Annotated in this window: 22 protein-coding genes; 12 read left to right on the forward strand and 10 right to left on the reverse strand. The window is 69.7% G+C overall.

Annotated elements, in window-relative coordinates:
• Positions 1 to 24: 24 nt before the first annotated feature.
• Both BWO91_RS09400 and otnK read right to left on the reverse strand, forming a co-directional pair.
• Complete coding sequence (locus BWO91_RS09400) at positions 25 to 711, reverse strand: aldolase (protein WP_064293709.1); 687 nt, start codon at positions 709 to 711, stop codon at positions 25 to 27.
• Positions 708 to 1,973: a 3-oxo-tetronate kinase gene (otnK, locus tag BWO91_RS09405; protein ID WP_079002415.1), complete on the reverse strand. Its 1,266-nt coding sequence runs from the start codon at positions 1,971 to 1,973 to the stop codon at positions 708 to 710. The genes BWO91_RS09400 and otnK overlap by 4 nt, the downstream gene beginning before the upstream one ends.
• Positions 1,974 to 2,137: 164 nt before the next feature.
• Here otnK and BWO91_RS09410 point away from each other — a divergent pair, with 164 nt between their 5' ends.
• The 5 genes from BWO91_RS09410 to BWO91_RS09430 are packed head-to-tail and all read left to right on the forward strand — an operon-like array spanning position 2,138 to position 8,061.
• A complete protein-coding gene (locus BWO91_RS09410; RefSeq protein ID WP_079002416.1) occupies positions 2,138 to 3,517 on the forward strand; it encodes a homoserine dehydrogenase in 1,380 nt (459 codons plus the stop codon).
• A complete protein-coding gene (locus BWO91_RS09415; RefSeq protein ID WP_064293712.1) occupies positions 3,514 to 4,455 on the forward strand; it encodes an amidohydrolase family protein in 942 nt (313 codons plus the stop codon). The genes BWO91_RS09410 and BWO91_RS09415 overlap by 4 nt, the downstream gene beginning before the upstream one ends.
• A gap of 45 nt (positions 4,456 to 4,500) precedes the next feature.
• Entirely contained in the window at positions 4,501 to 5,814 is a 1,314-nt protein-coding gene (locus BWO91_RS09420) for an MFS transporter (RefSeq protein WP_064293713.1), read from the forward strand.
• Positions 5,811 to 7,121, forward strand: coding sequence for an MFS transporter (locus BWO91_RS09425; protein ID WP_079002417.1), 1,311 nt, complete (start codon positions 5,811 to 5,813; stop codon positions 7,119 to 7,121). The genes BWO91_RS09420 and BWO91_RS09425 overlap by 4 nt, the downstream gene beginning before the upstream one ends.
• Entirely contained in the window at positions 7,114 to 8,061 is a 948-nt protein-coding gene (locus BWO91_RS09430; RefSeq protein ID WP_240555766.1) for an amidohydrolase family protein, read from the forward strand. The genes BWO91_RS09425 and BWO91_RS09430 overlap by 8 nt, the downstream gene beginning before the upstream one ends.
• Here BWO91_RS09430 and BWO91_RS09435 read toward each other — a convergent pair.
• Positions 8,031 to 8,855 carry a hydroxypyruvate isomerase family protein gene (locus BWO91_RS09435; RefSeq protein ID WP_079002418.1) on the reverse strand — a complete coding sequence of 275 codons (825 nt, stop codon included), beginning with the start codon at positions 8,853 to 8,855 and terminating at the stop codon, positions 8,031 to 8,033. The genes BWO91_RS09430 and BWO91_RS09435 overlap by 31 nt on opposite strands.
• Before the next feature lie 145 nt (positions 8,856 to 9,000).
• Here BWO91_RS09435 and BWO91_RS09440 point away from each other — a divergent pair, with 145 nt between their 5' ends.
• The 7 genes from BWO91_RS09440 to BWO91_RS09470 all read left to right on the forward strand — a co-directional run bounded on the left by BWO91_RS09440 (position 9,001) and on the right by BWO91_RS09470 (position 18,258).
• A complete protein-coding gene (locus BWO91_RS09440) occupies positions 9,001 to 9,885 on the forward strand; it encodes an NAD(P)-dependent oxidoreductase (RefSeq protein WP_079002419.1) in 885 nt (294 codons plus the stop codon).
• A complete protein-coding gene (locus tag BWO91_RS09445) occupies positions 9,882 to 11,957 on the forward strand; it encodes a beta-galactosidase trimerization domain-containing protein (protein ID WP_079002420.1) in 2,076 nt (691 codons plus the stop codon). The genes BWO91_RS09440 and BWO91_RS09445 overlap by 4 nt, the downstream gene beginning before the upstream one ends.
• Positions 11,947 to 12,876: a D-2-hydroxyacid dehydrogenase gene (locus BWO91_RS09450; RefSeq protein WP_079003914.1), complete on the forward strand. Its 930-nt coding sequence runs from the start codon at positions 11,947 to 11,949 to the stop codon at positions 12,874 to 12,876. Before BWO91_RS09445 ends, BWO91_RS09450 begins: the two co-directional genes overlap by 11 nt.
• A gap of 75 nt (positions 12,877 to 12,951) precedes the next feature.
• Complete coding sequence (locus BWO91_RS09455) at positions 12,952 to 14,256, forward strand: ABC transporter substrate-binding protein (RefSeq protein WP_071259985.1); 1,305 nt, start codon at positions 12,952 to 12,954, stop codon at positions 14,254 to 14,256.
• Positions 14,256 to 15,221 (forward strand): carbohydrate ABC transporter permease, encoded by a 966-nt coding sequence (locus BWO91_RS09460; RefSeq protein WP_079002421.1) that lies wholly within the window; start codon positions 14,256 to 14,258, stop codon positions 15,219 to 15,221. Before BWO91_RS09455 ends, BWO91_RS09460 begins: the two co-directional genes overlap by 1 nt.
• Positions 15,218 to 16,123 (forward strand): carbohydrate ABC transporter permease, encoded by a 906-nt coding sequence (locus tag BWO91_RS09465; RefSeq protein WP_079002422.1) that lies wholly within the window; start codon positions 15,218 to 15,220, stop codon positions 16,121 to 16,123. Before BWO91_RS09460 ends, BWO91_RS09465 begins: the two co-directional genes overlap by 4 nt.
• Positions 16,120 to 18,258, forward strand: a complete 2,139-nt coding sequence (locus tag BWO91_RS09470; RefSeq protein ID WP_079002423.1) for an alpha-amylase family protein — start codon at positions 16,120 to 16,122, stop codon at positions 18,256 to 18,258. The genes BWO91_RS09465 and BWO91_RS09470 overlap by 4 nt, the downstream gene beginning before the upstream one ends.
• A gap of 71 nt (positions 18,259 to 18,329) precedes the next feature.
• Here the strand turns inward: BWO91_RS09470 and BWO91_RS09475 are convergent, their stop codons facing one another.
• From BWO91_RS09475 to BWO91_RS09505, 7 genes are all read right to left on the reverse strand, one after another.
• Complete coding sequence (locus tag BWO91_RS09475; protein WP_079002424.1) at positions 18,330 to 19,382, reverse strand: LacI family DNA-binding transcriptional regulator; 1,053 nt, start codon at positions 19,380 to 19,382, stop codon at positions 18,330 to 18,332.
• Positions 19,383 to 19,448: 66 nt separating this feature from the next.
• A complete protein-coding gene (locus tag BWO91_RS09480) occupies positions 19,449 to 20,339 on the reverse strand; it encodes a siderophore-interacting protein (protein WP_079002425.1) in 891 nt (296 codons plus the stop codon).
• Entirely contained in the window at positions 20,336 to 22,147 is a 1,812-nt protein-coding gene (locus BWO91_RS09485; RefSeq protein ID WP_079002426.1) for an ABC transporter ATP-binding protein, read from the reverse strand. Before BWO91_RS09485 ends, BWO91_RS09480 begins: the two co-directional genes overlap by 4 nt.
• The gene (locus BWO91_RS09490; protein WP_205847586.1) at positions 22,140 to 23,792 is read right to left on the reverse strand and encodes an ABC transporter transmembrane domain-containing protein; all 1,653 of its coding nucleotides are present in this window, start codon (positions 23,790 to 23,792) and stop codon (positions 22,140 to 22,142) included. The genes BWO91_RS09485 and BWO91_RS09490 overlap by 8 nt, the downstream gene beginning before the upstream one ends.
• Positions 23,789 to 24,577: an ABC transporter ATP-binding protein gene (locus BWO91_RS09495; RefSeq protein WP_079002427.1), complete on the reverse strand. Its 789-nt coding sequence runs from the start codon at positions 24,575 to 24,577 to the stop codon at positions 23,789 to 23,791. The genes BWO91_RS09490 and BWO91_RS09495 overlap by 4 nt, the downstream gene beginning before the upstream one ends.
• Positions 24,578 to 24,588: 11 nt before the next feature.
• Entirely contained in the window at positions 24,589 to 25,635 is a 1,047-nt protein-coding gene (locus BWO91_RS09500; protein ID WP_079002428.1) for a FecCD family ABC transporter permease, read from the reverse strand.
• Positions 25,632 to 26,669 carry an iron chelate uptake ABC transporter family permease subunit gene (locus BWO91_RS09505; RefSeq protein WP_079003917.1) on the reverse strand — a complete coding sequence of 346 codons (1,038 nt, stop codon included), beginning with the start codon at positions 26,667 to 26,669 and terminating at the stop codon, positions 25,632 to 25,634. Before BWO91_RS09505 ends, BWO91_RS09500 begins: the two co-directional genes overlap by 4 nt.
• Positions 26,670 to 26,735 lie beyond the last annotated feature (66 nt).

The following is a 26,735-nucleotide window of genomic DNA, read 5'->3' on the forward strand; positions in this document are numbered from 1 at the left end:
TCATCCGTCGGCGTGCGGTCCACGTTATCGGCTGTCGGGCGTCCACGACGATCCGAAGCGTGCGGTGAGGTCCGCGATCTCCGCCTCGTCGAGCAGGCGACGTCGCTGACCGGCGGTCATGAGGGTGATACGTGACGCCTCCTCGACCTCGATCGCCGCGTCGATGGCGGTGGCGAGGTCGCGTCCGCTCGTGAGCTGCCCGTGGTTCTGCAGCAGCGCAGCGTGGAACGGGAACGTGAGGGCGGTCAGGAGATCGGCGAGTTCCGGCGAACCCGGCGCGCGGTAGGGGACGAGCGGGGTCTGGCCGGCGCGCATGACGAAATAGGGAGTGAGCGGCGGGAGCGCGCTGTGCGGAGCCCACGGCTCGAGGCAGGAGGCGGCGACGGCCTGCGGCGAGTGGACGTGCACGATGGCGCGATGCTCCGGGTTCTTGCGATAGAGCGCGAGGTGCAGCGACGCCTCCTTGGAGGGCTTGTCGCCGCCGACCCATTCGCCGTCGGCGTCGAGCACCGCGAGCCGGTCCGGGTCCAGTGCGCCGAGAACGGCACCACCGGGCGTGATGAGTATGGTGCCGTCGGTCGCGCGAGCGCTGAGGTTGCCGCTGCTGCCCGGGCTGAGCCCGGCGGCGACGACGGCGGCGCCCGCGGCGACGAGGTCGGACGCGAGCTGGGTCCTGGTGGTGGACACGGGATCGTGGAGGCCGAGGCTCATGCGTGCAGTTCCTTCCAGGCGGCGGAGAAGAGGTCCTCGTCACCGAAGTTCCCCGATTTCAAGGCGACGTTGACGGCGATGCCGGTACCGGCCCGGTCGGTGACGCCCGACGCCCAACAGACCCCGGCAGCGATGCGCGGTCCGATGACGAGTTCGTCGAGGCCGAGTGCCGACACCACGGCGCCGGAGGTCTCGCCACCGGCGACGACGAGCCGGGTGAAGCCCGCCTCCGCGCCCACGAGACGCACGGCGAGCGCGGACAGCAGCCGTTCGACCGCCGCGGCGGCCTCGGGGGAGGAGACCACGTCCGCGGGATCGGCCACCGCGTGGACGAGCACCGGGCCGTCCTCGGGCTGTTGCACCGCCCAGGCGGCGATCGCGTCGAGCTCGCCGTCGGGGTCGGTGGCGAGCGCTCCGACATCGACCTTCCGGTGCGGCATGCGCTCTGCGGCGTGCCTGACCTGGCCCTGGGTCGCGCTCGAGGCGCTCCCGGCGAGGATGAGCCGGCGGCCGGCGGTCACCGCCATCGGCGCGGCGGACCGCGGCGCCTGCGGTTCGAGCCCGAGAGCGAGACCGGACCCGCCGGAGATGAGTCGTGCGTCGGCGGTCGCTGCCGCGATGGTCGAGAGGTGGTGGTCGGACGTCGCGTCGACGACGAGGTAGTCGGCGTCGCTGGCCGCGATGGCCTCGAGCAGCGCTCCTGCGCCGGCGTCGACGGTCGCGGTGTGGATCTCGGCGATCGTCCGGGTGGTCTGCGGGCGCAGCAGCTCGGAGACCCGTGACCGTGTCATCGGGGTGAGGGGATGCGTGCGCATGGACGAGTCCTCGAGCCGGATGCCGTGCACCTCCAGGATGCCGTCGCGGACGGTGCGCCCGTTGTCGGGGAAGGACGGGACGACGACGGTCCGGTCCATCTCCAGGGCTTCGGCGAGTGCATCCAGGATCGGTCCGATGTTGCCGGCGTCGGTGGAGTCGAACGTCGAGCAGTACTTGTCGTAGATGCGTTCCGCGCCGAGCGTGCGCAGCGCTCCGAGAGCCCGCAGTGAGGCGTCGACGGCCGCCGACACGGGGGCGGTCCGCGTCTTCAACGCCACGACGACCGCCTCGTACTCGCTCAGGCGTGCGCGCACGCTCGGATCCTGTTCAATGGTGTCGAGTCCGCGCTCGGTCACGACGACCACGTCGAAGCCGTGTCCGGCGAGGTTGGTCGCGAGGTCGGTCGCTCCCGTGAAATCGTCGGCTATACCGCCCAGGTGGGTCATCCGGTGCCTCTCGTCCTCCGCGCGGTCGTGGGTTGGTCACGTCCCGCGTCGGTGTGAATATCTGTGTCGATAATTGACAATAGTATAAATTGGTCATAGTTTGTGTGAATCGATGTGAAGCGTGATGTTCGCGCGACGTCGTTCAGAGAGGAACCCGACACACGATGTCTCACCCAGCAGCTTCCATCATCACGAAGACCGACGGCGGACCCATCGCGGTCGCCATCACGGGCGCGAGCGGTGGGTTCGGTCGGACCTTCCTCGCGCAGCTCAAGCGACTCGAGACCATGCGCGCCTCCGTTCTCGTGGACCTCGACCTCGAAGCGGCGTCATCGCTGCTGAACGAGCTCGGGTACCCGGACACCTCCTGGTCGATCTGTCGCGATGCGGTCGAGGTGTCCAACGCCGTCGCGGGCGGCCGGCTCGCGCTCGTCGACGACATCGAGCTCCTCACCGCGGAGGCGTATGACGTCCTCGTCGAGGCCACCGGCAGCACCCGGGCCGGGTTCACGTTCGCCGAGCGTGCCATCGATCAGGGCCGGCACGTCATCATGGTGAGCAAGGAGGTCGAGAGCCTGTCCGGGGTGTACCTCGCCGATCGGGCGAAGCAAGCCGGTGTCGCCTACCTCCCTGGAATGGGCGACCAGCCTGCGAACCTGCTCGCGCTGCTCGGATGGGTGAAGGCCGTCGGCCTGCCGGTCGTCGCGGTCGGCAAGTCCAGCGAGTACGACCTCGTCTTCGATCCATCGACCGGTGTCGTCCGTCAGCTCGACGCCGAGCTGCACGCGCCGGAACTCGCCGAGCTGCTCACCCTCGGTGACGACCGCACCGCGACCCTCGACGCCCGCGCGAAGGCGGTCGCCGGGTTCAAGCGGGCGGCCGCGGCCGACTCCTGCGAGATGGCCGTCGTCTCCCAGTACTCGGGACACGTGCCCGACGTCGAGACCATGCACTACCCCGTCGCCCGGCCCGACGAACTGGCCGACGTCTACGCCCTCCGCGAGCACGGGGGACTCCTCGGCCGGACCGGGGCCGCGGACGTCTTCAGCATGCTCCGGCTCCCGGGCGAGGCCAGTTTCGCCGGGGGTGAGTTCGTCATCGTCGAGACGGGCGACGCCGTCACCTGGGAGACGCTGCGGCAGAAGGGGCACGTCGTGAGCCGCGACGGACGATACGCCTGCATCTTCTCGCCATACCACCTGATGGGCGTCGAGACCCCGCTGTCCGTCCTCGAAGCGGTGTCCGGACACCGCGTGCCCGCCGAGCCTCGGCAGTACTCGACCCTCACCGGCCGTGCCGAGCGCGACCTCCCCGCCGGCGCGGCGCTCCAGGTCGCCGGGCACCACCACGAGATCGACGGCGTCGCACCCGTGCTGCGGGCGACCGCCGACACCGCTCCCGACGTCGCGCCGTTCTACCTCCTCGACCGCACCAGGCTCGTCCGCCCCGTGGCGGCCGGCGAACTCATCACCCTGCAGGACATCGACGGGTTCGACCAGCGTCTCTGGGACGCCTTCGCCGTCGGCCGGGAGCTCGGCGCATGACGCATGTGGACCCGCGCGGAATCCGCATCCTCGACGCGCACCACCACTTCTGGGACTTCGAGGGCCCCGGCTACTACCCCTGGCTCCAGGGTGAGTACAACGACCGGTTCTTCCTCGGCGACTACACGGGGATGCTCCACACCTTCCTGCCCGCCCAGTACCGGGAGGCGACAGCGGGGTATCGCGTCGTCGGCACGGTGCACGTCGAAGCCGAACGCTCCCGCGAGCAGGAGGTCGACGAGAGCCGGTTCCTCGACCGCCTGCACCGCGAGGACCCGAGGTTCCCGGCCGCAGCCGTGGCCCACGCGTCGCTCGCACGCCCGGACCTCGGCGACGTGCTCGCCGAGCACGCCGAGATCGGGCTCATCCGAGGCATCCGCTCGAAGCCCGTGACCTCGGCCACCGCGGCGGAAGCCGAGACGATCGCCGGAACCCCGGGGACGATGCAGGACCCCGTGTGGCTCGCCGGTCTCGCCGAACTCGAGCGGTACGGCTTCTCCTGGGACCTCCGGGTGCCCTACTGGCACCTCGCAGAGGCCGCGGACATCGTCCGCGAGCTGCCCGGGATCCCCGTGATCGTCAACCACTGCGGGCTGCCGCTCGACCGGTCCGAGGCCGGACTCGACGTCTGGCGCCGGGGCATGCGTGCGCTCGCAGCCCTGCCCAACACCACGGTCAAGGTGTCCGAGCTCGGCTTGCCGCGCAACCGTTGGGAGCGCGAGTCGAACGAACGCGTCGTCGCGGAGACCGTCGAGGTCTTCGGAGTCGACCGGTCGATGTTCGCTTCGAACCTCCCGGTCGCCACGCTGACCGCTCCGAGCTTCGGCGAGGTCGTCGACACCGTCCTCAGTGGTCTGTCGGGCGCCTCTGACGACGATCTCGACCAGCTCTTCGCCCGGACGGCAGCGCGGGTGTACCGCGTCCCGCTCGACGACTGACCCGCACCACCACCCCCGATCCGCAGCAACCCGAAGGACCACCCCATGGGCGTCAACGACGACAAACTGTTCCGCAAGATCGCATTCAGAATCCTCCCACTCGTGATGATGGGGTTCTTCCTGTCCTATCTCGACCGCGTCAACGTCGGCTTCGCGAAACTCGAGATGTCCTCGGATCTCGGTTTCTCCGACGCCGTGTACGGCCTCGGAGCCGGCGTGTTCTTCATCGGCTACTTCATCTTCGAGATCCCTTCGAACCTCATCCTCGCGAGAGTCGGAGCGCGCGTGTGGATCGCGCGCATCATGATCACGTGGGGGATCATCTCCGGTCTGATGTTCCTCGTGGACTCCGAGTGGATGTTCTATCTCATGCGCTTCCTCCTGGGTGTCGCCGAGGCCGGCTTCATCCCCGGGGTGCTCTTCTACATGGCGCAGTGGTTCCCGGCGAGCCGCCGGGGCCGCGCCTGGGGCGTGTTCTACCTCGCCCTCGCGTTCTCCGGGGTGGTCGGCGGACCGCTCTCCGGGATCATCCTGAACAGCACACATCTGGCGCTCGACCTGCAGGGCTGGCAGTGGCTCTTCATCATCGAGGCGGTCCCCACGGTCATCCTGGGCTTCGTCATCCTGAAGTTCCTCCGGGAGGACCACCGGACCGCGCCGTGGCTCGACGACGCCGAGAAGGCCCGCCTGAGCGAGATGCTCGAAGCGGAGCGTCCACCCGCAGGGCACACCCCCCTGCGCGACGTGTTCCGCAGCCCGATCATCTGGCTCCTCGCGCTCATCTACTTCTCCTACAACTTCGCGCTGTACGGCATCAGCTTCTGGCTCCCCAGTCTCATCCAGGGTCTCGGCGTCGAGGGCACGCTCCAGATCGGCTTCATCTCGGCCATCCCGAGCATCGCCGCGATGGTCGCGATGGTCGTCTTCGGCTTCAGCTCAGACCGTCACCAGGAGCGCAAGAAGCACATCGCCGCGGCCTTCGGGTTGAGCTTCATCGGCTTCGCGATCTGCGTGATCGCCGGTCCGAACCCCGTGCTCGGCATCATCGGCCTCAGCCTCGCCAACGCCGGCGCCCTCGCGATCCCGGCGATCTTCTGGAGCTTCCAGACCGCCATGCTCACCGGCACCGCGCTCGCCGGCGGCATCGCGCTCATCAACTCGACCGGGAACCTGGCCGGCTTCGCCGCGCCCTACCTCATCGGCTTCGTCCGAGACGCCACCGGGAGCCCGAACATCGCCCTGGTCGTCTCGGCCGGCTTCATGGTCCTCGGCGCGGTCCTCGTCCTCACCGTCCGCTCGGCCCGCCGCGGCGACGCCCAGATCCCCAAGCTCGTCACCGTCGAAGGAGACCGTCCATGACCGCAGACAGCCGCCGAACCGCGAACGCACCCGATCAGCAGCGTGGTGGCGGTCGAGCGACCAACATCCGCTGGAGCGTCGTCGTCGTCCTCTTCCTCTTCTACACGATCAACTCGATCGACCGGAGTTCGCTCGGGGTCGCGATGCCGAGCATCGTCGGGGAGTTCGAGCTCACCCCGACGATGCAGGGCGTCATCCTCAGTGCATTCTTCTGGACGTACTGCCTCATGCAGATCCCAGGCGGTCTCGCCGCGGACCGCTTCGGTCCACGGCGGATCATCGGCATCGCCTCGGCCGTCTGGGGCACCTTCACCGCGTTCGCCGGGCTCGCTGTGAACGGGGTGATGCTCATCCTCGCGCGCCTCGGACTCGGTGCCTTCGAGGCGCCGTACATGCCGGCGGCATCCAAGCTCGTCTCGAACTGGATGCCGCCCAAGCGTCGCGCGTCCGGCGTCACGCTCATCGACTCCGGCGCACCACTCGGTGCGGCCTTCGGCGGTCTCCTGGTCGCCTGGCTCATCACCGCGACCGGCTCGTGGCGGTGGTCGTTCATCATCATCGGCGTCTCCACGGTCGTCATCGGGTTCTGCGTGTACCTGTACATCCGCAACCTGCCGAGCGAACACCGTCTCGTGAACCGCGCTGAAGTGGACCTCATCACGGTCGCCGGTGGTCCAGAGGACGAGAAGCCCGGCGTGACCCGGGGTAACGCGACGGCGATGGTCATCGGCCGTTTCGGTTGGGCGATGGTGTTCTGGGGCCTCGTGACCTGGGGACCCAGCTACCTGAGCAACGCCCGTGGGCTCGACCTCCAGGCGATGGGCTTCGCGACCTTCCTGATCTTCCTCTGCGGCGCCCTCGGGGAGATCCTCAGCGGGTTCCTCGCGGACCGGCTGCAGCGGGTCTTCAGCCGGAACCGCTCGTTCAAACTGCTCTTCGGCGGCTCCGGCGCGCTCAGCCTCATCGCGTTGATCTCGCTCCCGTTCGTGACCGACGCAGCACTCGCGGTCACCCTGCTCTGCATCGGCGTCTTCTTCAACCTCTTCGGCGGTCTCTACTGGACCATCCCGGCGATGCTCGCGAAGAAGGAGAAGGTCGGACTCGTCGGCGGGGTCATGAACTTCGCCGGCACGTCTGCCGGCATCGTCGTGCCGATCGTCGCGGGTGTGCTGCTCGACATCACCGGTGGCTACACCGCGGTGCTCGTCTTCCTCGCCATCGCAGCCGCGGTGTACCTCGCGGCATCGCTCATGATCAACTTCTCCGGGGTCGCGAAGCCGACGCCGGCGGAGCCGGCTCGTGCCTGAGTCGTCGGGTCTGGCGGCCGCCCGGTACGCAGGCCCCGTGATCGACGCGCACCACCACGTGTGGGACCTCGAGCGGAACCGGTACCCGTGGCTGCTGCCCGACGTCCTCGTCCCGCATCGCTACGGCGACTACAACGCCGTCAAGCGGAGCTACCTGCCCGCCGACTACCGGCGGGACACGGCCGGTCTCGGCGTCGTCTCGAGCGTCTACATGGAGGCCGAATGGAACCCGGCGGATCCGCTGGGCGAGACGCGCTACGTCGAGGAGCTGTCCGCCGAGGGCGGCGTACCGGGCGCGATGGCCGCGCAGGCGTGGCTCGACGCTCCGACGGCCGCCGAGGTCGTCGCCGCCCAGGCGGCCTCGCCGATCGTCCGCAGTGTGCGTCACAAGCCCGGGGGACCGGCCACCGCCGACGAGGCGCGGCTCGGTGGTCGGACGCTCCTGAGCGACCCGCTGTGGCGGCGCGGGTACGCGGCTCTCGCGACGCACGGTCTCCACTTCGAACTCCAGACGCCCTGGTGGAACCTCCACGAGGCGGCGGACCTCGCCGCCGAAGTGCCCGAGACACTGATCGTCGTCAATCACGCGGGCGTCCTCCTCGACCGCGAACCGGCCACGGTGGCCGGCTGGCGTGAGGCGATGGCCGGACTCGCGGCGCACGCGAACGTTGTCGTGAAGGCGTCCGGGCTCTGCGTCGCCGGGGTCCCGTGGTCGAGCGAGCTCGTGCGTGAGCCCGTGCTCACGCTGGTGGAGCTCTTCGGCGCCGATCGGGTGATGTTCGGCAGCAACTTCCCGGTCGACGGGATGTTCACCGACTACGCGGGGCTCCTGGACGCGTACCTCGACGCCACCGCGTCACTGTCGGCGGCGCAGCAGCGGGCGATCTTCCACGACACCGCGGACCGCGTCTACGCCCCGGATCGCATCGCCGGGGCCTGAGCCCCGCGCAGCTCGGTGAGCCAGGCCAGGCTCTCGCTTGTCGTGGTCGTCGGTCGGTACTCGCACCCGACGAACCCGTCGTACCCGCTGACCTCCAGGGCGGTGAAGAACGCGTCGAAGTCGATCGTCCCGGAACCGGGCTCGCCGCGTCCCGGGCTGTCCGCGATCTGGACATGGCCGATGCGATCGGCCCACGCCACGACGTCCTGCACCACGTCGGCGCCGTTGTTGTGCAGGTGGTAGGCGTCGAAGAGGAGACGCACCGCGGGGTGGTCGACCCGATCGATCACCTCCAGGGCCTCGTCGATCGTCGTCACCGGGTAGTCGCCGTTCTCGCCCCTCGTGAGCGGCTCGACGAGGATCCGGACGCCGAGCGGATCGAGGCGCTCGGCGACACGACCCAGGTTCGCGACGGCGGTGGCGAGTTGGATCGCGTGCGAGACGCCTGCCGGCCGGACGCCGTAGAGCGCGTTGACCGCACGACACCCGGTCGCCTCGACGATCGTCGCCACCACGTCGACGGTGTCTGCGACGAGCTGCTCGGTCCCGGGGTGCGACACCACGCCGCGGTCTCCGGCGGGCATGTCGCCGGCGTACAGGTTGATCGCCCGCAGCGAGACCTCCGCCCGCTCGATCGCAGCGAGGAAGGCCTGGAGCTCCGCCTCCTCGGGGACGGGTGTCGCGAACGGCCACCAGCACTCGACGTCGACGAACCCGACGGCCTTCGCAGCGGCGAACCGCTCGAGGAACGGCACCTCGGTGAACAAGATGGACAGGTTTGCGGAGAACTGCATTGTTCGTTCCTTTTCGATCGGGGTGCTTGACACCAGTTTGGTATATCGAAATACTCGAACGCAACGCCGGGGCGATGGAGCTCACTTCTTGTCTTGGTATATCGATAGCTCGATCGACCGGGCGACAACGACAGGAAGAGAGACGATGACGACCATCGGATTCGTGGGACTCGGCGTGATGGGGCGCCCGATGGCGGAGCACCTCGCCGCAGCCGGACACGACGTGACGGGGTTCAGCCGGGGCGATGCGAGCCGATCGGCCGCCCGGGACGCCGGCCTCCGCGTGGCCGACTCCGTCGCCGAGGCCGTCACCGGTGCCGAACTCGTCATCACGGTGCTGCCGGACTCGCCGGACGTCGAATCGGTCGCGCTCGGCACGGACGGGATCCTCGCGCACCTCGCCGACGGGGCCGACTACATCGACCTCTCGACGATCCGACCCGAGACGGCTCGTGATGTGGCCACCGCCGTCATCGAGGCGGGCCACGGCGCGCTCGACGCCCCGGTGTCCGGTGGTGAGGCAGGCGCGCGCGAGGGCACCCTCTCCGTGATGGTCGGTGGTGAGTCGTCCACCCTGGAGCGTTGGCGGTCCGTCCTGGAGACGTTCGGCGCCTCGGTGGTGCACGTCGGCCCGAGCGGTAGCGGCCAGGTCGTGAAGGCCGCCAACCAGTTGGTCGTCGCACTCCATCTGCAGGCCCTCGCCGAGGCTGTCGTCTTCCTCGAGGCCCAGGGCGTCGACGTGGAGACGGCGCTCTCGGTGATCCGCAAGGGTCTCGGAGGCAGCACCGTCCTCGAACGCAAGACCGATTCGGTCCTGGCGGACGACTTCCGCGCCGGCTTCCGGTCCGAGCTCCACGCGAAGGACCTCGCGATCGTCGAAATGACTTCGCGAACCGCCGGCGTCGGTCTTCCCGCGACCGGACTCGTCGCACAGCTGCTCCGCTCGGTGGTCGCCCGCGGCCAGGGCGGTTCCGACCATTCCGCGCTCGTCGAGCTCGCCCGCTCGATGAACGGCGGGGCCGGCGCATGACCGTCACGGAACCACGCGCGGCCGTCGAGACCGCCGACGTCCGCCCGGGCTGGTGGCACGAGCCGTTCGACATGTTCCAGACGAACCTGCGCGAGATCGACGCGCTGCTCGACGTCGAGACGGTCCTGGACGCCATCCAGGAGCACGGTGCCGGCGTCTGGCTGCTCAACGTCGGAGGCATCCTCTCGCACTTCCCGTCGACGCTGCCGTTCCAGTCGAGGAATCCACTGCTCGAGGAGCGCCCCGGGGGCGACCTCGTCGGTGACGCGATCGAAGCCGCGCATCGTCGTGGCGTCCGACTCCTCGCCCGCATGGACTTCTCGAAGGTCGCCGCGCGCGTCGCCGACGAGCACCCCGAGTGGTGCTTCCGGTCACCGAGTGGGGAACGACAGGTCTACGAGGGGCTGGTGAGCGTCTGCCCCAGCGCGGGGTACTACCAGGACCGGTCGCTCGACATCATCGACGAGATCCTCGACGCGTATCCCGTCGACGGATTCTTCTTCAACTGGTTCGGGTTCAACGAGGTCGACTACGGAGGACGGGTCCACGGCGTCTGTCACTGCGACGCCTGCGCCGAGGCCTTCGTCCGGGAGACCGGGATCGAGCAGCTGCCGTCGTTCGCGGGTGATCCCGGCTACCTGGAGTGGAAACGGTTCGCCGCGGCGACCATCGACCGCTTGACGGCACGCATCCGCGGGCACATCGCCGAACGAGCACCCCACGCTGGGCTCATCCTGGGCCGCTCGGCGGACATCCTGTTCCATGAGGCGAACAACGCCCTCGGCCGCCCGCTCTGGCCACACGCGACGAGTGAGTCGGTGAGCGCGTTCCGGGTCGCGCAGCCGGGCAAACCGGTCCTGGTGAACGCCGTGGCTTTCATCGACATGCCGTACCGGCTGGCGAGTGAACAGCCGGAGATGTTCGGGCAGTACCTCCTCCAGGCGGTGTCGCGCGGGGCGAACCCGTCGACGTACATCATGGGGCCGGCCGGGCTCATCGACTACGCCTGTCTCGCTCCGGCCGGGGTCGTGACGCGCTTCCACCGGGATCACGCCGACCTGTACGCCGGACTGGCGCCCGCGGCCGACGTGGGTATCGTCCGACCGAACCCGCTCGCGGCACCCGCCGAGGTGCAGCTCGCGTCGGTCGCCGAGTTCCGCGGCCTGTTCTCCGCCCTGCTGGAGCGGCACGTCGCCGTCGACGTCGTGCCGGCGGAGTCGCTGCCCGTCGTGGACCTCGGACGCTTCCGCGTGCTGGTCCTCCCGGATCTCATCGCCCCGACCGCGGAGGAGGACGCCGCTCTCGAGGCGTTCGTGCGCGCCGGTGGGCGGGTCGTCGCGACGGGGCGGTCGGGCATCCACGCGGACGGCTCCGTGGTCGCCTGGCTCCCCGGAGCGCGGCAACGGTCGCTGGAAGACGACGCGGAGGCGCTCAAGTCGAGCTACGTCCAACGGGGCGGCGGGCCGTCGGTCGAAGGCTCGGACCTCGTGCCCGTGCGTGGGCGGCTGCACACCCTGGCGTGGCGTTCCGACGCCCGCCTGCGCCACGAGTTCGTCCCGCGAGCACCGTACGGACCGCCCGAGAAGGCCCACGGTCACGTGGTGGGACCGGTATCGGCCTGCGGGGTGTTCACGCTCGGTCGTGGACGGGCCACGCAGGTCCCGTGGACCGTCGGCGCGGCGTATCGCGAACTCGGGCTCACGGCCATCCGTGACCTGATCGCCGATCTCGTGATCGACGCTGTCGGGGAGGATGGAACGGTGGGGGTGGAGGCGAGCGAACACGTGGAGGTGTCCGTCGGTCGTTCCCGAGCGGGTCTCGTCGTACACGTGCTCAACCACTCCGGTCAACGTCGGAACTCCTTCGGTCCCACCGTCCCGGTCCGTGGAACCCGCTTGCGGTTCCGCGGGAGGGCGGCCGACGCCGTCGGCACCCGCGTCCACCATGTGACCGCCGGCGACGTCGACGCCACGGTGTCGACGGTCGGAGACGATCTCCTCGTCGAGATCGTCGAGGTCGTGGACGGAGCGGTCGTCGTGGTCCCGGACGGAGGTGACCGGGATGACGCCTGAGGTGGTCCTCATCCGCGGCGGCCAGGCGGACGCCGTGCGCTCGCGCATCCGCAGCGACTTCCCCGAGGTCCGCGTCCTCGACGACGAGACCGCCCACCCCGCGACCACGATCATCGCAGGCCGGGTGCGCGACGAGGAGCTGCCCGGGCTGCCGGCGCTCGCCTGGGTGCACTCCTGGGCCGCCGGCGTCGAGACCGAGGTGGGACCGGTGCTCCGCGGGAGCGGCGTCACGGTGACGTCCTCGGCGGGCAACGGGGCGGTTCCGCTCGCGGAGCACGCGATGTTGCTGGCCCTCCAGCTCGACCGAGGCGGACGTCGCTGGTCGGATGCCGCCCGCGGGGCCAGATGGGACCGGTTCGTCCACGGCGAGCTCGCCGGCAAGACGATGGGCATCTACGGCTTCGGCAACGTCGGCGCCGCCCTCGCGCCGCGCGCGAGCGCCTTCGACATGACCGTCATCGGCCTCCGTCGTGACGTCGGTCGCACCCCGGCCGCCGTCGATCGCCTGTACCGACCGGAGGAGGTCCTCGACTTCGCCGGGCGGTGCGACGTGCTGGTCGTGACGGCCCCGCTCACCGTGGAGACGCGCGGAGCGATCGACCTCCGCGTCCTGTCTGCGCTCCGCCCGAGAGCCACCGTCGTCGTCGTCTCCCGAGGGGGCATCGTCGTCGACGCGGACCTCCTGGCGGCTCTCGACTCCGGTGCCGTCGCGGGAGCCGGTCTCGACGCGCACACGGTCGAGCCGCTGCCGGCGGACTCCCCGTTCTGGTCGCGGGACGACGTGGTGGTGACGCCGCACAACGGGGCGACCACCACCGCCACCGCCGATCGCGGTACCGCGATCTTCCTCGACAACCTCCGACGTCGGGTCACCGAGGAGCCGCTCGTCAACCGCGTCGACCCGAACTCCCTGGCCTGAACACCGGCGTCCTGGGGACGCCGTCATCGCAGCACCGTCATCACTCATACAACGCCGTATCGAAAGAAGGACACCATGTCGAACATGCCGCAGGACGTCAGCCGACGCCGATTTCTCACCTACGCCGGGGTCGGCGCCCTCTCGCTCGGAGCGTTCGCCCTCGCCGGCTGCTCCATCGGAGGCGGTTCCGGAGCCGGCGGTGCCACCACCATCCGGTTCGCCTGGTGGGGAGGCGCTGAACGCCAGAAGGCCTATCTGGCCGGGATGGACCTGTTCAGCAAGCAGAACAGCGACGTCACGATCGAGCCCGAGTTCGGTGACTACACCGCCTACCAGGAGCGCATGACCACGCAGATGGCTGCGCGCGACGTTCCTGACGTCTTCTGGATCCCCTCGCCCGCGGTGTTGACCTACCGGGACGCGAAGATCTACCGGCCACTCGACGACGTCGGCACCCTCGACCTTTCGGCGTTCAGCGAGGCGGAACTCGACCTCTTCCGGATCGACGGCGAGCTCAACACCCTGCCGAAGTCGATGTTCTCCCCGGTCCTGCGGTACAACCAGACCTTCATGGACGAGGACGGCATCGCGCTCCCCGAGACGCTCACCTGGGACAGCCTGGCCGAGTTCCTCACGGACTACTCGAAGAACAACGCCGCCGGTCGGAAGGGCACCACCTACGGCGCCTACCACGACATGCCCTTCGAGTCGTTCCTGCGTCAGCGTGGCGAGGACCTGTGGTCGAAGGACGGCAGGCTGGCCGCGAGCGAGGACGGCGTCGCTGCGTGGATCGACTGGTGGGAGCAGCTCCGCAAAGCGGGCGCGACCACCAGCATCAGCGAGCAGGACGGCATCGAGCCCGGCTGGTCCGACACCGGCGCCAAGGTCCTCGCCACCTTCGCCAACTCGAACCACATCGTCGACGAGGCCGCAGCGTTCCCCGACTACGAGTTCCGGCAGCGGGACGTCCCGGCACTCGCCGATGCGACGCCCGGGTACCACTTCACCTACTTCAGCCGGTTCGCGATGTACGCCGGGATCGAGGACGACCGCGTCGACGCGGCCGGAGCACTGATGAGCTACAACCTCAACTCGATCGACCTGCTGAAGCTGGTGGGGCTGTCGGCCGGGGCGCCACCGAGCCTGGCGCTCCTCGACGAGTACGAGCCGTCGGCCACCCCGGACGAGCAGAAGGTGATCGCGACCACCCGCGACATCGCGGCGAAGGAGCAGCGGCCCCGATACGAGGCTCCCGCGGGCTCCGGTTCATGGCGCACCGTGATGATCCGCGAACTCGAGGGCGTGACCCTCGGGAACACCTCGGTCTCACAGGCCGCGTCGAACTTCGTCTCGGCCGTCTCCTCCTCGGTGGGCGACTGATGACCCTCACCATGAAACGCGAGCCCGAGGCGCGGACCGCGACGGCCGAATCCGCGACGACGACCGGACGGAAGCGGCGTCGGGCCTCCCACCAGCGGCAGGGCTGGGTCGCACACGTCTTCCTCCTCCCATGGATGCTCGGGATGATCGCCGTCACGGCAGGACCGCTGATCGCGTCCGCCGTCCTCGCCTTCACCGACTACGACCTCCTGACCGCACCGTCGTTCATCGGGTTCGACAACTTCACCCGCATGATGGGGGACGAGCGGTTCTGGGCGTCAGCACGGGTGACGGGCCTGTACGTGCTCGTCTCCGTGCCCTTGCAACTCGCCTTCGCCCTCTTCCTGGCGGTCATCCTCGACAAGGGCATCCGCGGGCTCTCCCTGTACCGGAGCGCCTTCTATCTGCCCTCGCTCCTCGGTGGCAGCGTGGCGATCGCGATCCTGTGGCGCCAGCTGTTCGGCGACGCAGGGCTCATCAACACGGTGCTCGGGTTCTTCGGCATCGAGGCGGACAGCTGGTTGCAGAACCCCGCGACCGCTCCGTGGACGCTGATCATCCTCAACGTGTGGACCTTCGGCTCGCCGATGGTGATCTTCCTGGCCGGGCTGCGTCAGGTCCCGGACGAACTCCTCGAGGCCGCCGAGGTCGACGGTGCCGGCCGGGTGCGACGCTTCTGGTCGATCACCATCCCGCTGCTCACGCCGATCATCTTCCTGAACCTGATCCTGCAGATGATCAGCGCGTTCCAGGCGTTCACTCAAGCACACGTGGTCAGTGGCGGCACGGGTGGACCCCTCGACTCGACGCTGTTCTACACCCTCTACATCTATCAGGAGGGATTCGTGAACTTCGACATGGGCTACGCCGCTGCCATGGCGTGGGTCCTCCTGATCGTCATTGCGATCGCCACGGCGGGCAACTTCATCCTTTCGCGCCGCTGGGTGCACTACGGAGACGAATGATGGCCATCACCAGTACCACCCTCGACGCCCTTCCAGCCGACCCCGATCCCACGCCGACCCGGCGCAAGCGGGACGCCGGCCGACCGCGACGGATCGTCCGCCACATCCTCCTCGTGGTGTTCGCGCTCCTCATGCTCTACCCGTTGCTGTGGATGGTGGTGAGTTCCTTCAAGCCGAGCAACTTGATCCTGTCGCAGACGGGGCTCATCCCGAGCGAGGTGACGTTGTCGAACTACCGGGACGGATGGGACTCCCTGGGGACGCCCTTCACGGCGTTCCTCCTCAACTCCGGTCTCATCGCCGTGGGGGCCATCGTCGGGAACCTGTTCTCCTGCTCCGTGACGGCGTACGCGCTCGCCCGGCTGAACTTCCGAGCGAACAAGCTGTACTTCGGCCTCACGCTCATGACGATGATGCTGCCGTTCCATGTGCTGATCATCCCGCAGTACATCCTGTTCGCGGAGCTCGGGTGGATCAACACCTACGCCCCGCTGCTCATCCCGAAGTTCCTCGCGACCGACGCGGTGTTCATCTTCCTCATGGTGCAGTTCATCCGCACCATCCCGCGGGAACTCGACCACGCGGCGATGCTCGACGGTGCCGGCCCGTTCCGCATCTTCTGGTCGGTGATCCTGCCCCTCATGCAGCCGGCACTCATCACGACGACGATCTTCACCTTCATCTGGACGTGGAACGACTACTTCGGACCGCTCCTCTACCTGACGAAGACGAAGCTGTACACCGTGCCGGTGGCGCTCAAATCGCTCGTCGACACGGAGACGCAGAGCGGGATCGGCATCATGTTCGCGATGTCGCTCATCTCGCTCGTCCCGATCCTCCTCTTCTTCCTCTTCGCGCAGAAGTACATCATCAAGGGCATCGCCACGACGGGAATCAAATGACGACGACACAGCCGCTCACGACCGGAACCGACACGATCGCCTGGTTCTCCGGCGACCAGCGCTGGACACAACTGACGTTCGTCGAGGACGACCCGCTCCACTTCGACCTCGACGCGTGGGCCGACGTCCTGGACCGGACCGCGTCGACCGCGATCTGCATCAGCGCCGGGGGGTACATCGCGTTCTATCCGACCTCGATCCCGTTGCACTACCGCAGCCGGCACCTCGGTGACCGCGATCTCCTCGGCGAGATCGTCGATCTCGCACGGAGTCGTGGCATGGTCGTCATGGCTCGGATCGACCCGCACGCCGTCCATCGGGACGTCCGTGACGCCCATCCGGAGTGGATCGCCCGGACCGAGGACGGGGAGCTGCAGGAGCACTGGGCACACCCGGGCACCTTCGTGACGGACGCGTTCGGCGACTACAACTGGGAGTTCACGACCGAGGTCGCACGCGAGGTCACCGCGGACTACGACATCGACGCGGTGTTCGCGAACCGGTGGCAGGGCCACGGACCCGGGTACACCGAGACCGCGCAGCGACTCTTCCGCGCGGCGTCCGGGCTCGCCCTGCCGACCTCACGCGACGCCGTCGACGGAGAGTCCTGGCGGGCTTACCGGAGCTGGCGCCGGGAGCGGCTGAGCGACCTGGTCGCCCACTGGGACGCGGCGGTCCAGGACGTGAAGCCGGAGGTGCGCTTCATCCCCAACCTCGGCTCGTTCGCGGCGGGCGAGCTTCGCGACGACGTCGCCCGCCTGCACGTCCCGTTCTTCCTCGTCGACCATCAGGCGCGCAACGAGGGGGAGACCCAGTGGGCGGCCGGCCGCGACGCGAAGCGGACCCGGTCCATCCACCCCGACAAGCCGGTGGGGCTCATCACCTCCGTCGGGCCCGAGTCGCACGGCTACCGCTGGAAGGACTCCGTCAACGCGGGTCAGGAGACCGTGGGCTGGATCGTCGACGGCTTCGTGCACGGAGCGTTCCCGTGGTTCACGAAGTTCGCCGCGCGGATCCACGACACGCGCTGGATTCCAGCGGTCGAGCGGGCGTTCACGCTGCATCGCGAGATCGGTGCGATCTGGCAGCAGTCGCGCCCGGTCGCCGAAGTGTGCGTCTGGGACGTGGACAACGCCTTCGCCGACGCCCGGACGCGACGGGCCGCCTCCGGCATGTACCAAGCACTCGTCGAGCTGCGGACGCCGTTCGAGTTCGTCGGCCCCCGTGGCCTGCATCGGCTCGGACTGCCTGAGACCAGGGTGGTCGTCCTCCCGGAGATCGACGAGATCGACGAACGGTCCGCCGCCGCATTGCGTGCCTTCGTCGAGGGCGGCGGTGAGCTCGTGGTGACCGGAGCCGGGCCCCTGATCGACGGGGGTACACCGCTCGTGACCGAGCTCACGGGCGCACCGCTGACCGCCCGTTCGGCCGGGGTCGTCCGGAACAACTACGTGCAACGCGCGTCCGACGGCGCACTCGCCGCCGGTCTGGAAGGCGCGGACCGCATCATCGGTGGAACCCGTCTGGCCCGCTTCGCGCCGACCGCCGAGGCCGTCGTGCACTGGCGGTTCGTGCCGGATCACCCCGACCTCCCCATGGAGGAGGTCTACCCGCGGGGTGTAGCCGTGGACCCCGCGGTGTTCCGTGCGTCGTTGGCGACGTCGGACGACGGCGGGACGGTGCAGGCGGGCGCCGGGACGGTCCAGGTCATCGGCTTCAACCTCGCCGAGCTATACCACGAGACGCTCCTCGGTGATCACCTCACCCTGCTCGGCAACACGATCGAGGCCGCACTCGGGGGATCGAGTCTGGTCAGCATCGACGGCCCGGGGCTCCTGGATGCGGCGGCGTGGACGGACGGAGCGGCGTTCATGCTGGCGTTCGCCAATCTCACCGACCCGTTGGCGATGCGGGGCCAGCAACGTGCGGTGACCGAGCTCACCGGCATCCGGGTGCAGATCGACGCCGCGCGGCTGGCGGAGGCCACGGGGCGTCCCGTCGTCCCGGCCGAGGTCATGGCGGAGGTGGTCGTCGACGATCGGCGGACGCCGGCTCCGGTGGCCGTGTCCGACGGCACGATCATCGTGGAGCTCCCGACCGTGCGCGAGCTCGGGATGGTCAGACTGAGCTTCTGAGGGAGGGTGGGCCCACGCCCGCTGATCGGGGTCGGCACCGCAGGTGTCGGCCCCGACGCGTCCCGGTCTCGTCAGCGGCCGCGCGGCGGGGCGGTGGACTGACGGACGATGAGCACCGGCTTCTCGAGCGGTACGTCCTCCTCGATGGTCTCACCGAGGAGGCCGAGGAGCTTCGCAGCCGCCGCCCGCCCACGCTGGAACGCGAACCGCTGGACGGTGGTGAGCTGGGGGTCGACCCATTCGCCGACCTCGAGCCCCTCGAACCCGACGACCGAGACGTCCTCGGGGACCCGCAGGCCACGGCTCTGAATCGTCCGCATCCCGGCGATCGCCATGGTGTCGGTGCCGTAGAGGATCGCCGTCGGCGGTGCCGCCCCGTCGAGGAGCCGACTCGTCTCCTCGGCGGCGGCCGCCGGCGAATAGCCGACGCTCGAGATGGAGTGCGGGGTGAGCCCGTGATGGGCGAGCCGGGCGGTGAACGCCTCGCGTCGGATGTTCGGGAGCACGAACCCGGCGGGGCCGCTGACGAACGCGACATCGCGGTGGCCCAGACCGACGAGGTGGTCGACCGTCTCGGGGATGCCGGCGCTCGGCGGGTCCGCGTCGATGTAGTCGACCACGCCCGGCTTCCACGGGGTGCCGACGAGCACCGCGGGCACACCGAGGTCTCGCATGAGGTCGAAGCGGGTGTCGCCGACCACCGAGTTGGTGAGGATGACGCCGTCCATCCGCTGGCGCTCAGCGAGGGACCGGTAGAACGCCGACTCGTCGTGCTGTCCCGTGAGGAAGACGTTCAGGAGGAGCCCGTACTCGCGAGGACTGAGGAGGGACTCGATCCCGGAGATGAGTCCGACATTGGCCGCACCGACCTCGGGAACCGGGGAGGAACTGGTGAGGACGAGCCCGATCGCCTGGGCGCGCGCGGTCCGGAGAGCGATCGCAGCCGGGTTCGGCGTCCAGTTGAGTTTGCGCGCGGCCTCCCGGACACGCTCGGCGGTCGGCGGCGAGATGCGACCCGTGCCGTTGAAGACCTTCGAGACCGCTCCGGCCGACACGCCCGCGAGCGCGGCGACATCGGAGATGGTGGGGCGGCCGTGTCTCCGGCGCCCGGCAGGTGAGGTCATGGCCGTGTCGTCCTTTCGCCCTCAGCCTATTGGGCAGGACACCCGAACCCGTGGACCGGCGAGAGGTCAGAGCCCGTGCCGTTCGAGCTGCTCCTCGTACCGGATCTGTACGTCCTCCGGCTCGACGCCGTCGATCGGCGCCCAGATCGCCTCGAGTTCCCGCTGAACCGAGGCCGGGAGGGCGGCGAACTTCTCGTCCCATGCTGCGATCGGCGTCCAGTAGCCGACCACCTTGAACCGGGTGGCGGGTAGCCCGAGCTCCTTGCGCAGATACTTGCGCACGTCGCGGAGGGCCACCGTCTCGCCGGCCACCCAGATGTAGCCGTGATCGAGCGGGAGGCGCTCGTCCACGACACTCCGGACGAGTCGGCCCAGCGCGCTCGGGCCGTGTCCGTTGCCGCCCACCACCCAGGTGACCGTCACGTCGTCGTTCGTCTCGACCGCGACCCGATCCCGCTCGCTCGGCACTTCGAGCACCACGCGGGTCCGCAGTCCTCGCGGAGTCTGTGCGACGATGCGCCTGACTGCGGGAAGACCGGTGAGGTCCGCGACGAGCACCTGCCAACCGATGTCGGCGGGCGGCGCGTACAGACCGGCGGGCGAGTTCAGGCCCAGCACGTGCCCGGGCTGGGCGCGAGCCGCCCACGGCCCCGCGACCCCGGCCTCGTGCACGACGAAGTCGATGTCGATCTCGACGGGGTCCTGCCGCACGGCGCTGATCGTGTACGTACGCATCGGTGCCTGCGGGGAGCCCTCCGGCGTCTCCCACCAGTCGCCTGTCGGTACCGGGAGCGAGACCTCCGTCGGGTCGGCGCCGTGGGGGAAGAAGACGCGGACGTACTCATCACCCGTGCCGGTGCTGACGAAGTCCTCGACGCCCGGACCGCCGAGGGTGATGCGGATCAGCTTCGGACTCAGGGGTGTCGCTGCGGTCACGATGCCGCGGTGGATCTTCATGGCGTCTCGGCCTCTCGGGTCGGTTCGGTGTGCTGGGTCGGGTGCGGGCTGTGCGCGAGCCAGGACTCGCGGTAGGGGCCGGGCGAGGCGAGGAGCTCCGCGTGCGTGCCGTGTTGGACGATCCGACCGTCCGCGAAGACCGCGATCCGGTCGGCGGTGGCGGCCTGTTCCAACCGGTGCGCGATGAGCAGCGCGGTCCGGTCCGTCCGAAGGGCGGCGATCGCCGCTTCGACGGCGTCGCGATGGTGCAAGCCGACGTCGGCCGTCGCCTCATCGAGGATCACGATCGCCGGGTCCGTCAGGAACGCCCGAGCGACCGCGAGCTGCTGGATGCGTCCCTCGTCCAGCGGCACGGGCGACTCCCTCGAGTCGGTCGGGTCCGCCGCCGGGTCGTCCTGCAACGCGGTGACCGCCCATTCGGCTCCGACGGCACGGAGCGCCGAGACCATCTCGTCCCGGTTGGCGTCCGGCGCGCCGAGCCTCAGGTTGTCGGCGATCGAGCCACGGAAGAGGTGGAGCTCCTGCGACAGGTAGTACGGGGCGTGGCCGACGAGCACCCGCCCCGACGTCGGGGGATGGTGTCCGGCGACGACCCGCGCCAGGGTGCTCTTGCCCGAGCCGGACGTGCCGACGAGCGCCGTGGTCGTCCCGGGCGGCACGTTCAGGGTGACCTGCGTGACCCCACGGTCCGTGGTCGGATACCGGAACGTCAGGTCGTGCACTCGGATCGCCGGCGGTGCGGCGACATCGTCCGCGGTACCGCCGACGGGCGAGGGCGACTCCGGCATCGCGGACGACGTTGCTGCGAGGTCGATGACCCCGATGAGCCGAGCCAGCCCGACCGTGGCCCGCTGGATGTCGTCGAGCCCGAAGATGAGCCGGCCCACCGGATCGAACAGCCGGTGGAACAGGAGTGCGGCGGTGGTCACGAGTCCGACGGTGATCGTGCCCTGCAGGTTGAGGAGGAAGCCGGTCGCCAGGATCGCCGAGAGTCCGACGAGCTCACCCGAGTTGATCCATCGGAACAGACGGTTCGCGACGCGCACGCCCTCGATCTGCGCGTCGATGGAGGCGGCCGCGCGTTCCCGGACGCGTTCGAGCGCGTGGTCCGTGCCGGCGAACGCGGCGAGGGTCTCCGCGCCGTCGACCGCGTCCAGCACGGCCTGACTGCGCGACGCTTCGCGGATCCGGACCGTGCGGAACACCACTCGGGATCGCCGGAGGAACGCACGGGTCCCGAGGACGTAGCACGGCGCCGAAGCGAGACCGGCGAGCGCGAGCCACGGGTCGACGGCTGCCAGGGCGACGGCCGACACCCCGATCGCGAACCCGGCGGAGAGCAGGGTCGGGGCGACGTTCCCGCCGGCCTCCGCGACCGCGTCGACGTCGCCGGTGACCCGGGACAGGAGATCGGCACGCTCGCCGTCGTCGACGGTGCTCACCGGGAGCCGCATGGCCGAGGCGAACACGTCCTCGCGCAGTTCGGCGAGCAGGTCCTGCACCAGCCCCGTGAGCACCCGAGTCGCCCACAGCGTCACCGCGACCGCCCCGACAGCGCCGACCGCTGCTGCGGCCACCCAGCCTGAGACGACGCTCAGCCCGGCATCGGAAGCGACGGCGTCCACGATCCGCCCGAGACACGCGGGCATCACGACGCCCAGTGCGGCGGCTGCGAGGAAGAGGACCACCACGGCGGCGGTCCGTCCGCGGTGGCGTCTGAGGAGGGCACCGACGACGGTTCGGACGCGGGAGCCGTCGGCGACGGGGAGCATCTCGGCGGTGCTGGGCTCCATGGCGGGATCAGTCATGGCGGGTCTCCGAACCGGGAGTGAGTTCGACGACCCGGTCGCAGGCGTTCAACAGGACCGGCGAGGTGGTGATGACGACGACGGTGCCCTCGTGCGCCGCGAGTGCTCGGGCGATGCGGGTCTCCGTGAGGACGTCGACGGCCGACGTCGGTTCGTCGAGGACGAGCACGTCCGCACCGGCATGGAGCGCCCGGGCGATGCCGACGCGCTGGCGTTGCCCGCCGGAGAGCCGTCTGCCCGCCTCACCGACCGGAGACGACCAACCGCCGAGCTGCACGACCGTGTCGTCGAGCGCCGCCATGCCGACGAACACCGCTTCCGGGTCGCCGGTCGCGTCATGACCGCGGACCGCCTCCGCCAGGGTGCCGCTCATGATGCGCTGGCCGTGCGGTGGCGCGACCACACGACGGCGGTACGCCACCGGGTCGAGGTCCAGCTGGTCGACGAGTGTACCGTCGACGGCGAGCGAGACGCTGCCGCGCTCCGCGGGGGTCCGCATGCCGAGCAGGCGGGAGAGGGCGCGCGCGGTGTCGCTGTCGGGCGGCCGGACGCCGAGCAGTTCACCAGCATGGACGTCCACCGGTCGGTCCTGGTGTTCCGGGCGGAAGGACAGCACGACGTCGGACGCAGGGCCGGAGTCGGACATCTCGTCCAGCCGACCGCCCGTTTCGAGTAGGTCGTCGGCGTCGACGACCGCGGCCAGGCGTTTGGCGGACGCGAGCTTGTGGATCCAGTTCGATGGGAAGGAACCCGCCTGTGCGAGGTACCCGCTGATGAACTGCGCGAGACCGAGCACCGTCACGAGCTCACCGATGCTGATCCGCCCATCCGCAGCGAACCAGGCGGACAAGCCGACGAGTGCGGCCATGACGAACGCCGCCAGCGTGCCGCTCACGGCGTCGAAGAGGGCCAGGGACCGCCCGGCGGCCGTCGCTGCGCGTCGTGAGACATCACTGGCGGCGTCATATCGCCGGACGGCTTCAGCCTGCCCGCCGATGCCGACGAGCACTCGGAACCCGCTCATGAAGTCGGCGGCCACCGCTCCGGCCTCGGTCGCCGCCCGTTGCTCGTCGAACCCTCGGCGCTCCAGCGGGCGGGACACGACGCGCATGACGAGCATCATCCCGATGGTCGACACGAACACCACGATCGTCGCCACGGGCGAGATCACCGACATCGCCAGGGCGGCTCCGATGATCGCGGCGATGGTCGCCGACTGCTGCGCGACCGACCAGGCGACGCCGGCCACCCGGTAGGTGTCGGACGTGACGACCGTCAGGGCCTCACCCGCCGACAGGTTCTGTCGTGAGAGCCGCGGCCGAAGCATCCGGGAGAGCGTGAGGTGCCGGAGCGCCTGTTCGCCGTGCCCGTAGATCGACACCATGAGGCGCGACGCCGACTGGTAGCTCACCGTCAGGACGAGGAAGGTTCCGACCAGGACCCCGATCCAGACCCCGAGGGCGACCGGATCGGACGGCACCACCGCGCGGTCGATAGTCGCCCCGATGATCACGGGGATCGCCGCCTCCGACAGGGCGTGCACGATGAGGAGGCCGGTCGCGGCGGCGAGCATGGCGCCGCGACCGTCCGCTCCCAGCGCGATGCCGAAGAGGCGCCGCGGCGTATTCGTCGTCGTCCCGCTCACCGGCTCCGCCGTCCGAGCGGGAGCACCAGCGGGGTACCGGAGACGGGGTCGGTGATGACCCGGCACGGCAGGTCGTACACGGCCTCCACGAGGTCGGCGGTGATGATCTCCTGCGGATCGCCCTGGGCGACGATCGCGCCGTCGCGCATCGCGACGAGATGCGTCGCATAGCGGGCGGCGTGGTTGAGGTCGTGGAGGACCGCGACGAGGGTGGTGCCGCTGCGGTGCAGATCCGTGAACAGCTCCATCAGCTCGATCTGGTGCGCGATGTCGAGGAACGTCGTCGGCTCGTCGAGCAGCAGGTGTTTCGTCTGCTGGGCGAGTGCCATCGCGACCCAGACGCGTTGCCGTTGTCCGCCCGAGAGCTCGTCGACCAGCCGGCGGGACAGCTCCGTGACCCCCGTCGCGGCCATCGCCTCCGAGACCGCCGCTTCGTCGGCGCTGCTCCACGTCCGCATCGCGCTCTGGTGCGGGAACCGGCCGCGCCCGACCAGGTCGGCGACGGTGATCCCGTCGGGGGCGATGGCGGATTGGGGGAGGAGCCCGAGTCGGCGAGCGGTGTCCTTCGGTTTCGACGCACGGATGTCAGCACCATCGAGGAGGACGGCGCCGGCGGTCGGGCGCAGGAGCCGCGCGAGTCCGCGGAGCAGGGTCGACTTGCCGCAGGCGTTCGGTCCGATGATGATCGTGAACGAGTCGTCCGGCACCTCGAGCGACAGCTCGGAGACGATCGGAGCATCGCCGTAGCCCAGGGTGAGGTCGCGGGCGAGGAGCGACGTGGTCATGGGAGTTCCTTTCACGTGCGGCGTACGAACTGGGCGGCCAGCAGGCAGGTCAGATAGATGCCACCGACCGAGAGCGTCACCACGCCGACCGGGACCGCGAGCAGCTGGGCGACGGCGTCGGAGACGACGACCAGGGCGGCTCCGGTGAGCATCACCGGCGCAAGGCCCATCGGGGTGTTCGAGCGGGTGAGCCGTTGAGCGATCTGCGGGGCGGCCAAGGCGATGAACGAGATCGGGCCGGCCGCGGCGGTGACGAGCGCCACGAGGGCCACACCGACCACCATGGCGATCAAGCGAGTGCGTCCGGGACGCACGCCGAGGGCCATGGCGGCGTCGTCTCCCATCTCGAGCACGGGGAGGGAACGCCGGAGTGGCCGAGCCAGCAGGGCGAACACGACGAACGCCGTGGCGGCGGGGAGCAGCTGATCGAAGCCGAGCGAGGCGAGGGATCCTGCACCCCAGGTGGCCGCCATCATCGCCTGCTCGACGCTGACCGAGATGAGGATCCAGGAGGTGAGGGAACCGAGCCCGGCCGAGACGCCGATGCCGACGATGATCAGCCGGAAGGACGACATGGTGTGGCGGTTCGCGAGGAGGGCGACGAGCAGGGCGGTCAGCAGACCGCCGACGAGTGCCCCGGCGGCTTTGAACAGGTAGGTGTTGAGCCCGAGGACGAGCATCGTCAGCGTGACGCCGAACTGCGCGCCGACACCGAACCCGATGATGTCCGGTGAGCCGAGCGGGTTGCGGGTGAGCGACTGGAAGATACCTCCGGAGAGCGCGAGTGCCGCTCCGCAGAGCACCGCGAACAGCACCCGTGGGAGTCGCCACTCGGTCACGACCTGGCGGACGTCGGGGTCGGACGCGGGGTCGACGATCGCCCGGATCACCGCGTCGAAACCGATCTCGTACGCGCCGATCGTCGTCGCGAACAGCCCTGCTCCGATGATCACCACGACGAGTCCGAGGCACACGAGGACGGACCGCACCGGTACGAGCGTCGCGATGTGCACGGTCTCCACGCGGATCTGGCGTCGGCCGTGGTCGATGACGCTCACAGCCCGCTCACCCGCTTCCGACGGACGAGCATGATCAGGATGGGGGCGCCGAGGAGTGCCGTGACGATCCCCACCCGGAGCTCTCCGGAGGGCAGCACGATCCGGCCGAGGACGTCTGCGAGCAGCAGGAACGCGGGGCCGATCACCATCGAGTACGTCAGCACCCAGCGTTGGTCGAGGCCTGTGAACCACCGGACGACATGGGGGATCATGAGTCCCACGAAGGCGATGGGACCGGCGGCTGCGACGCCCGTACCGGCCAGGAGGGTCACGGCCACGACGACCCACACCCGGGTGCTGCGCACTCGCGCCCCGAGCGCCTGGGCGAGTTCGTCTCCCAGGGTCAGCGCGTTCAGCGACCGGGCGCAGAGCAGAGCGATCACGAGGCCCGCGACGATCAACGGAGCAGCCCAGGTGAGCTGGTCGAGGGTGCGGCCTCCGATGGATCCCACGCTCCAGAAGCGCATGACCTGCAGGGTGCCTTCGTCCCGCAGCACGATCGCGGTGGTGAAACCGGTGCAGGCGGCACCGAGGGCGACCCCCGCGAGGGTCAGTTTCATCGGGGTCGCACCCGAAGCCCCGACGGATCCGAGCGTGTAGACGATCACCGTGAGGATGAACGCACCCGCCAGGGCGAACGGGACGTAGGTGCCGGGAGTCGTCAGTCCCAGGACACCGACCGCGAAGGTCACGGCGAACGACGCACCGGCGTTCACCCCGAGGATGCCCGGGTCGGCGAGCGGGTTGCGGGTGAAGGCCTGGATGAGCCCGCCGCAGACGGCGAGCGCCGCACCGACCAGGATGCCGAGCAGCGTCCGTGGGACGCGCAGCTCCATGACCATGAGGTGCAGGGGGTTCGCGTCGTCGTAGGCGACGAGCGCGCGGACGACGGTCAGGGGATCGATGGCCCGACTGCCGATGGCGAGTGAGGCGACGGCTGCGGCGATCAGCACCACCGTGGCGACGAGGAGCCCGACGGCGAGGGTCCCGGTGCGGTGGGGCGAGACGTCTGCGCGTCCGGCCCCACCGGGCATCGGGACGTCCGCCGCCCCGCCCGCAGCAGGCGCTGCTGACGGGGCGGCGGTCCGGGAGATCTCCGA

This window comes from Plantibacter flavus, from assembly GCF_002024505.1.
Classification (GTDB): domain Bacteria; phylum Actinomycetota; class Actinomycetes; order Actinomycetales; family Microbacteriaceae; genus Plantibacter; species Plantibacter flavus_A.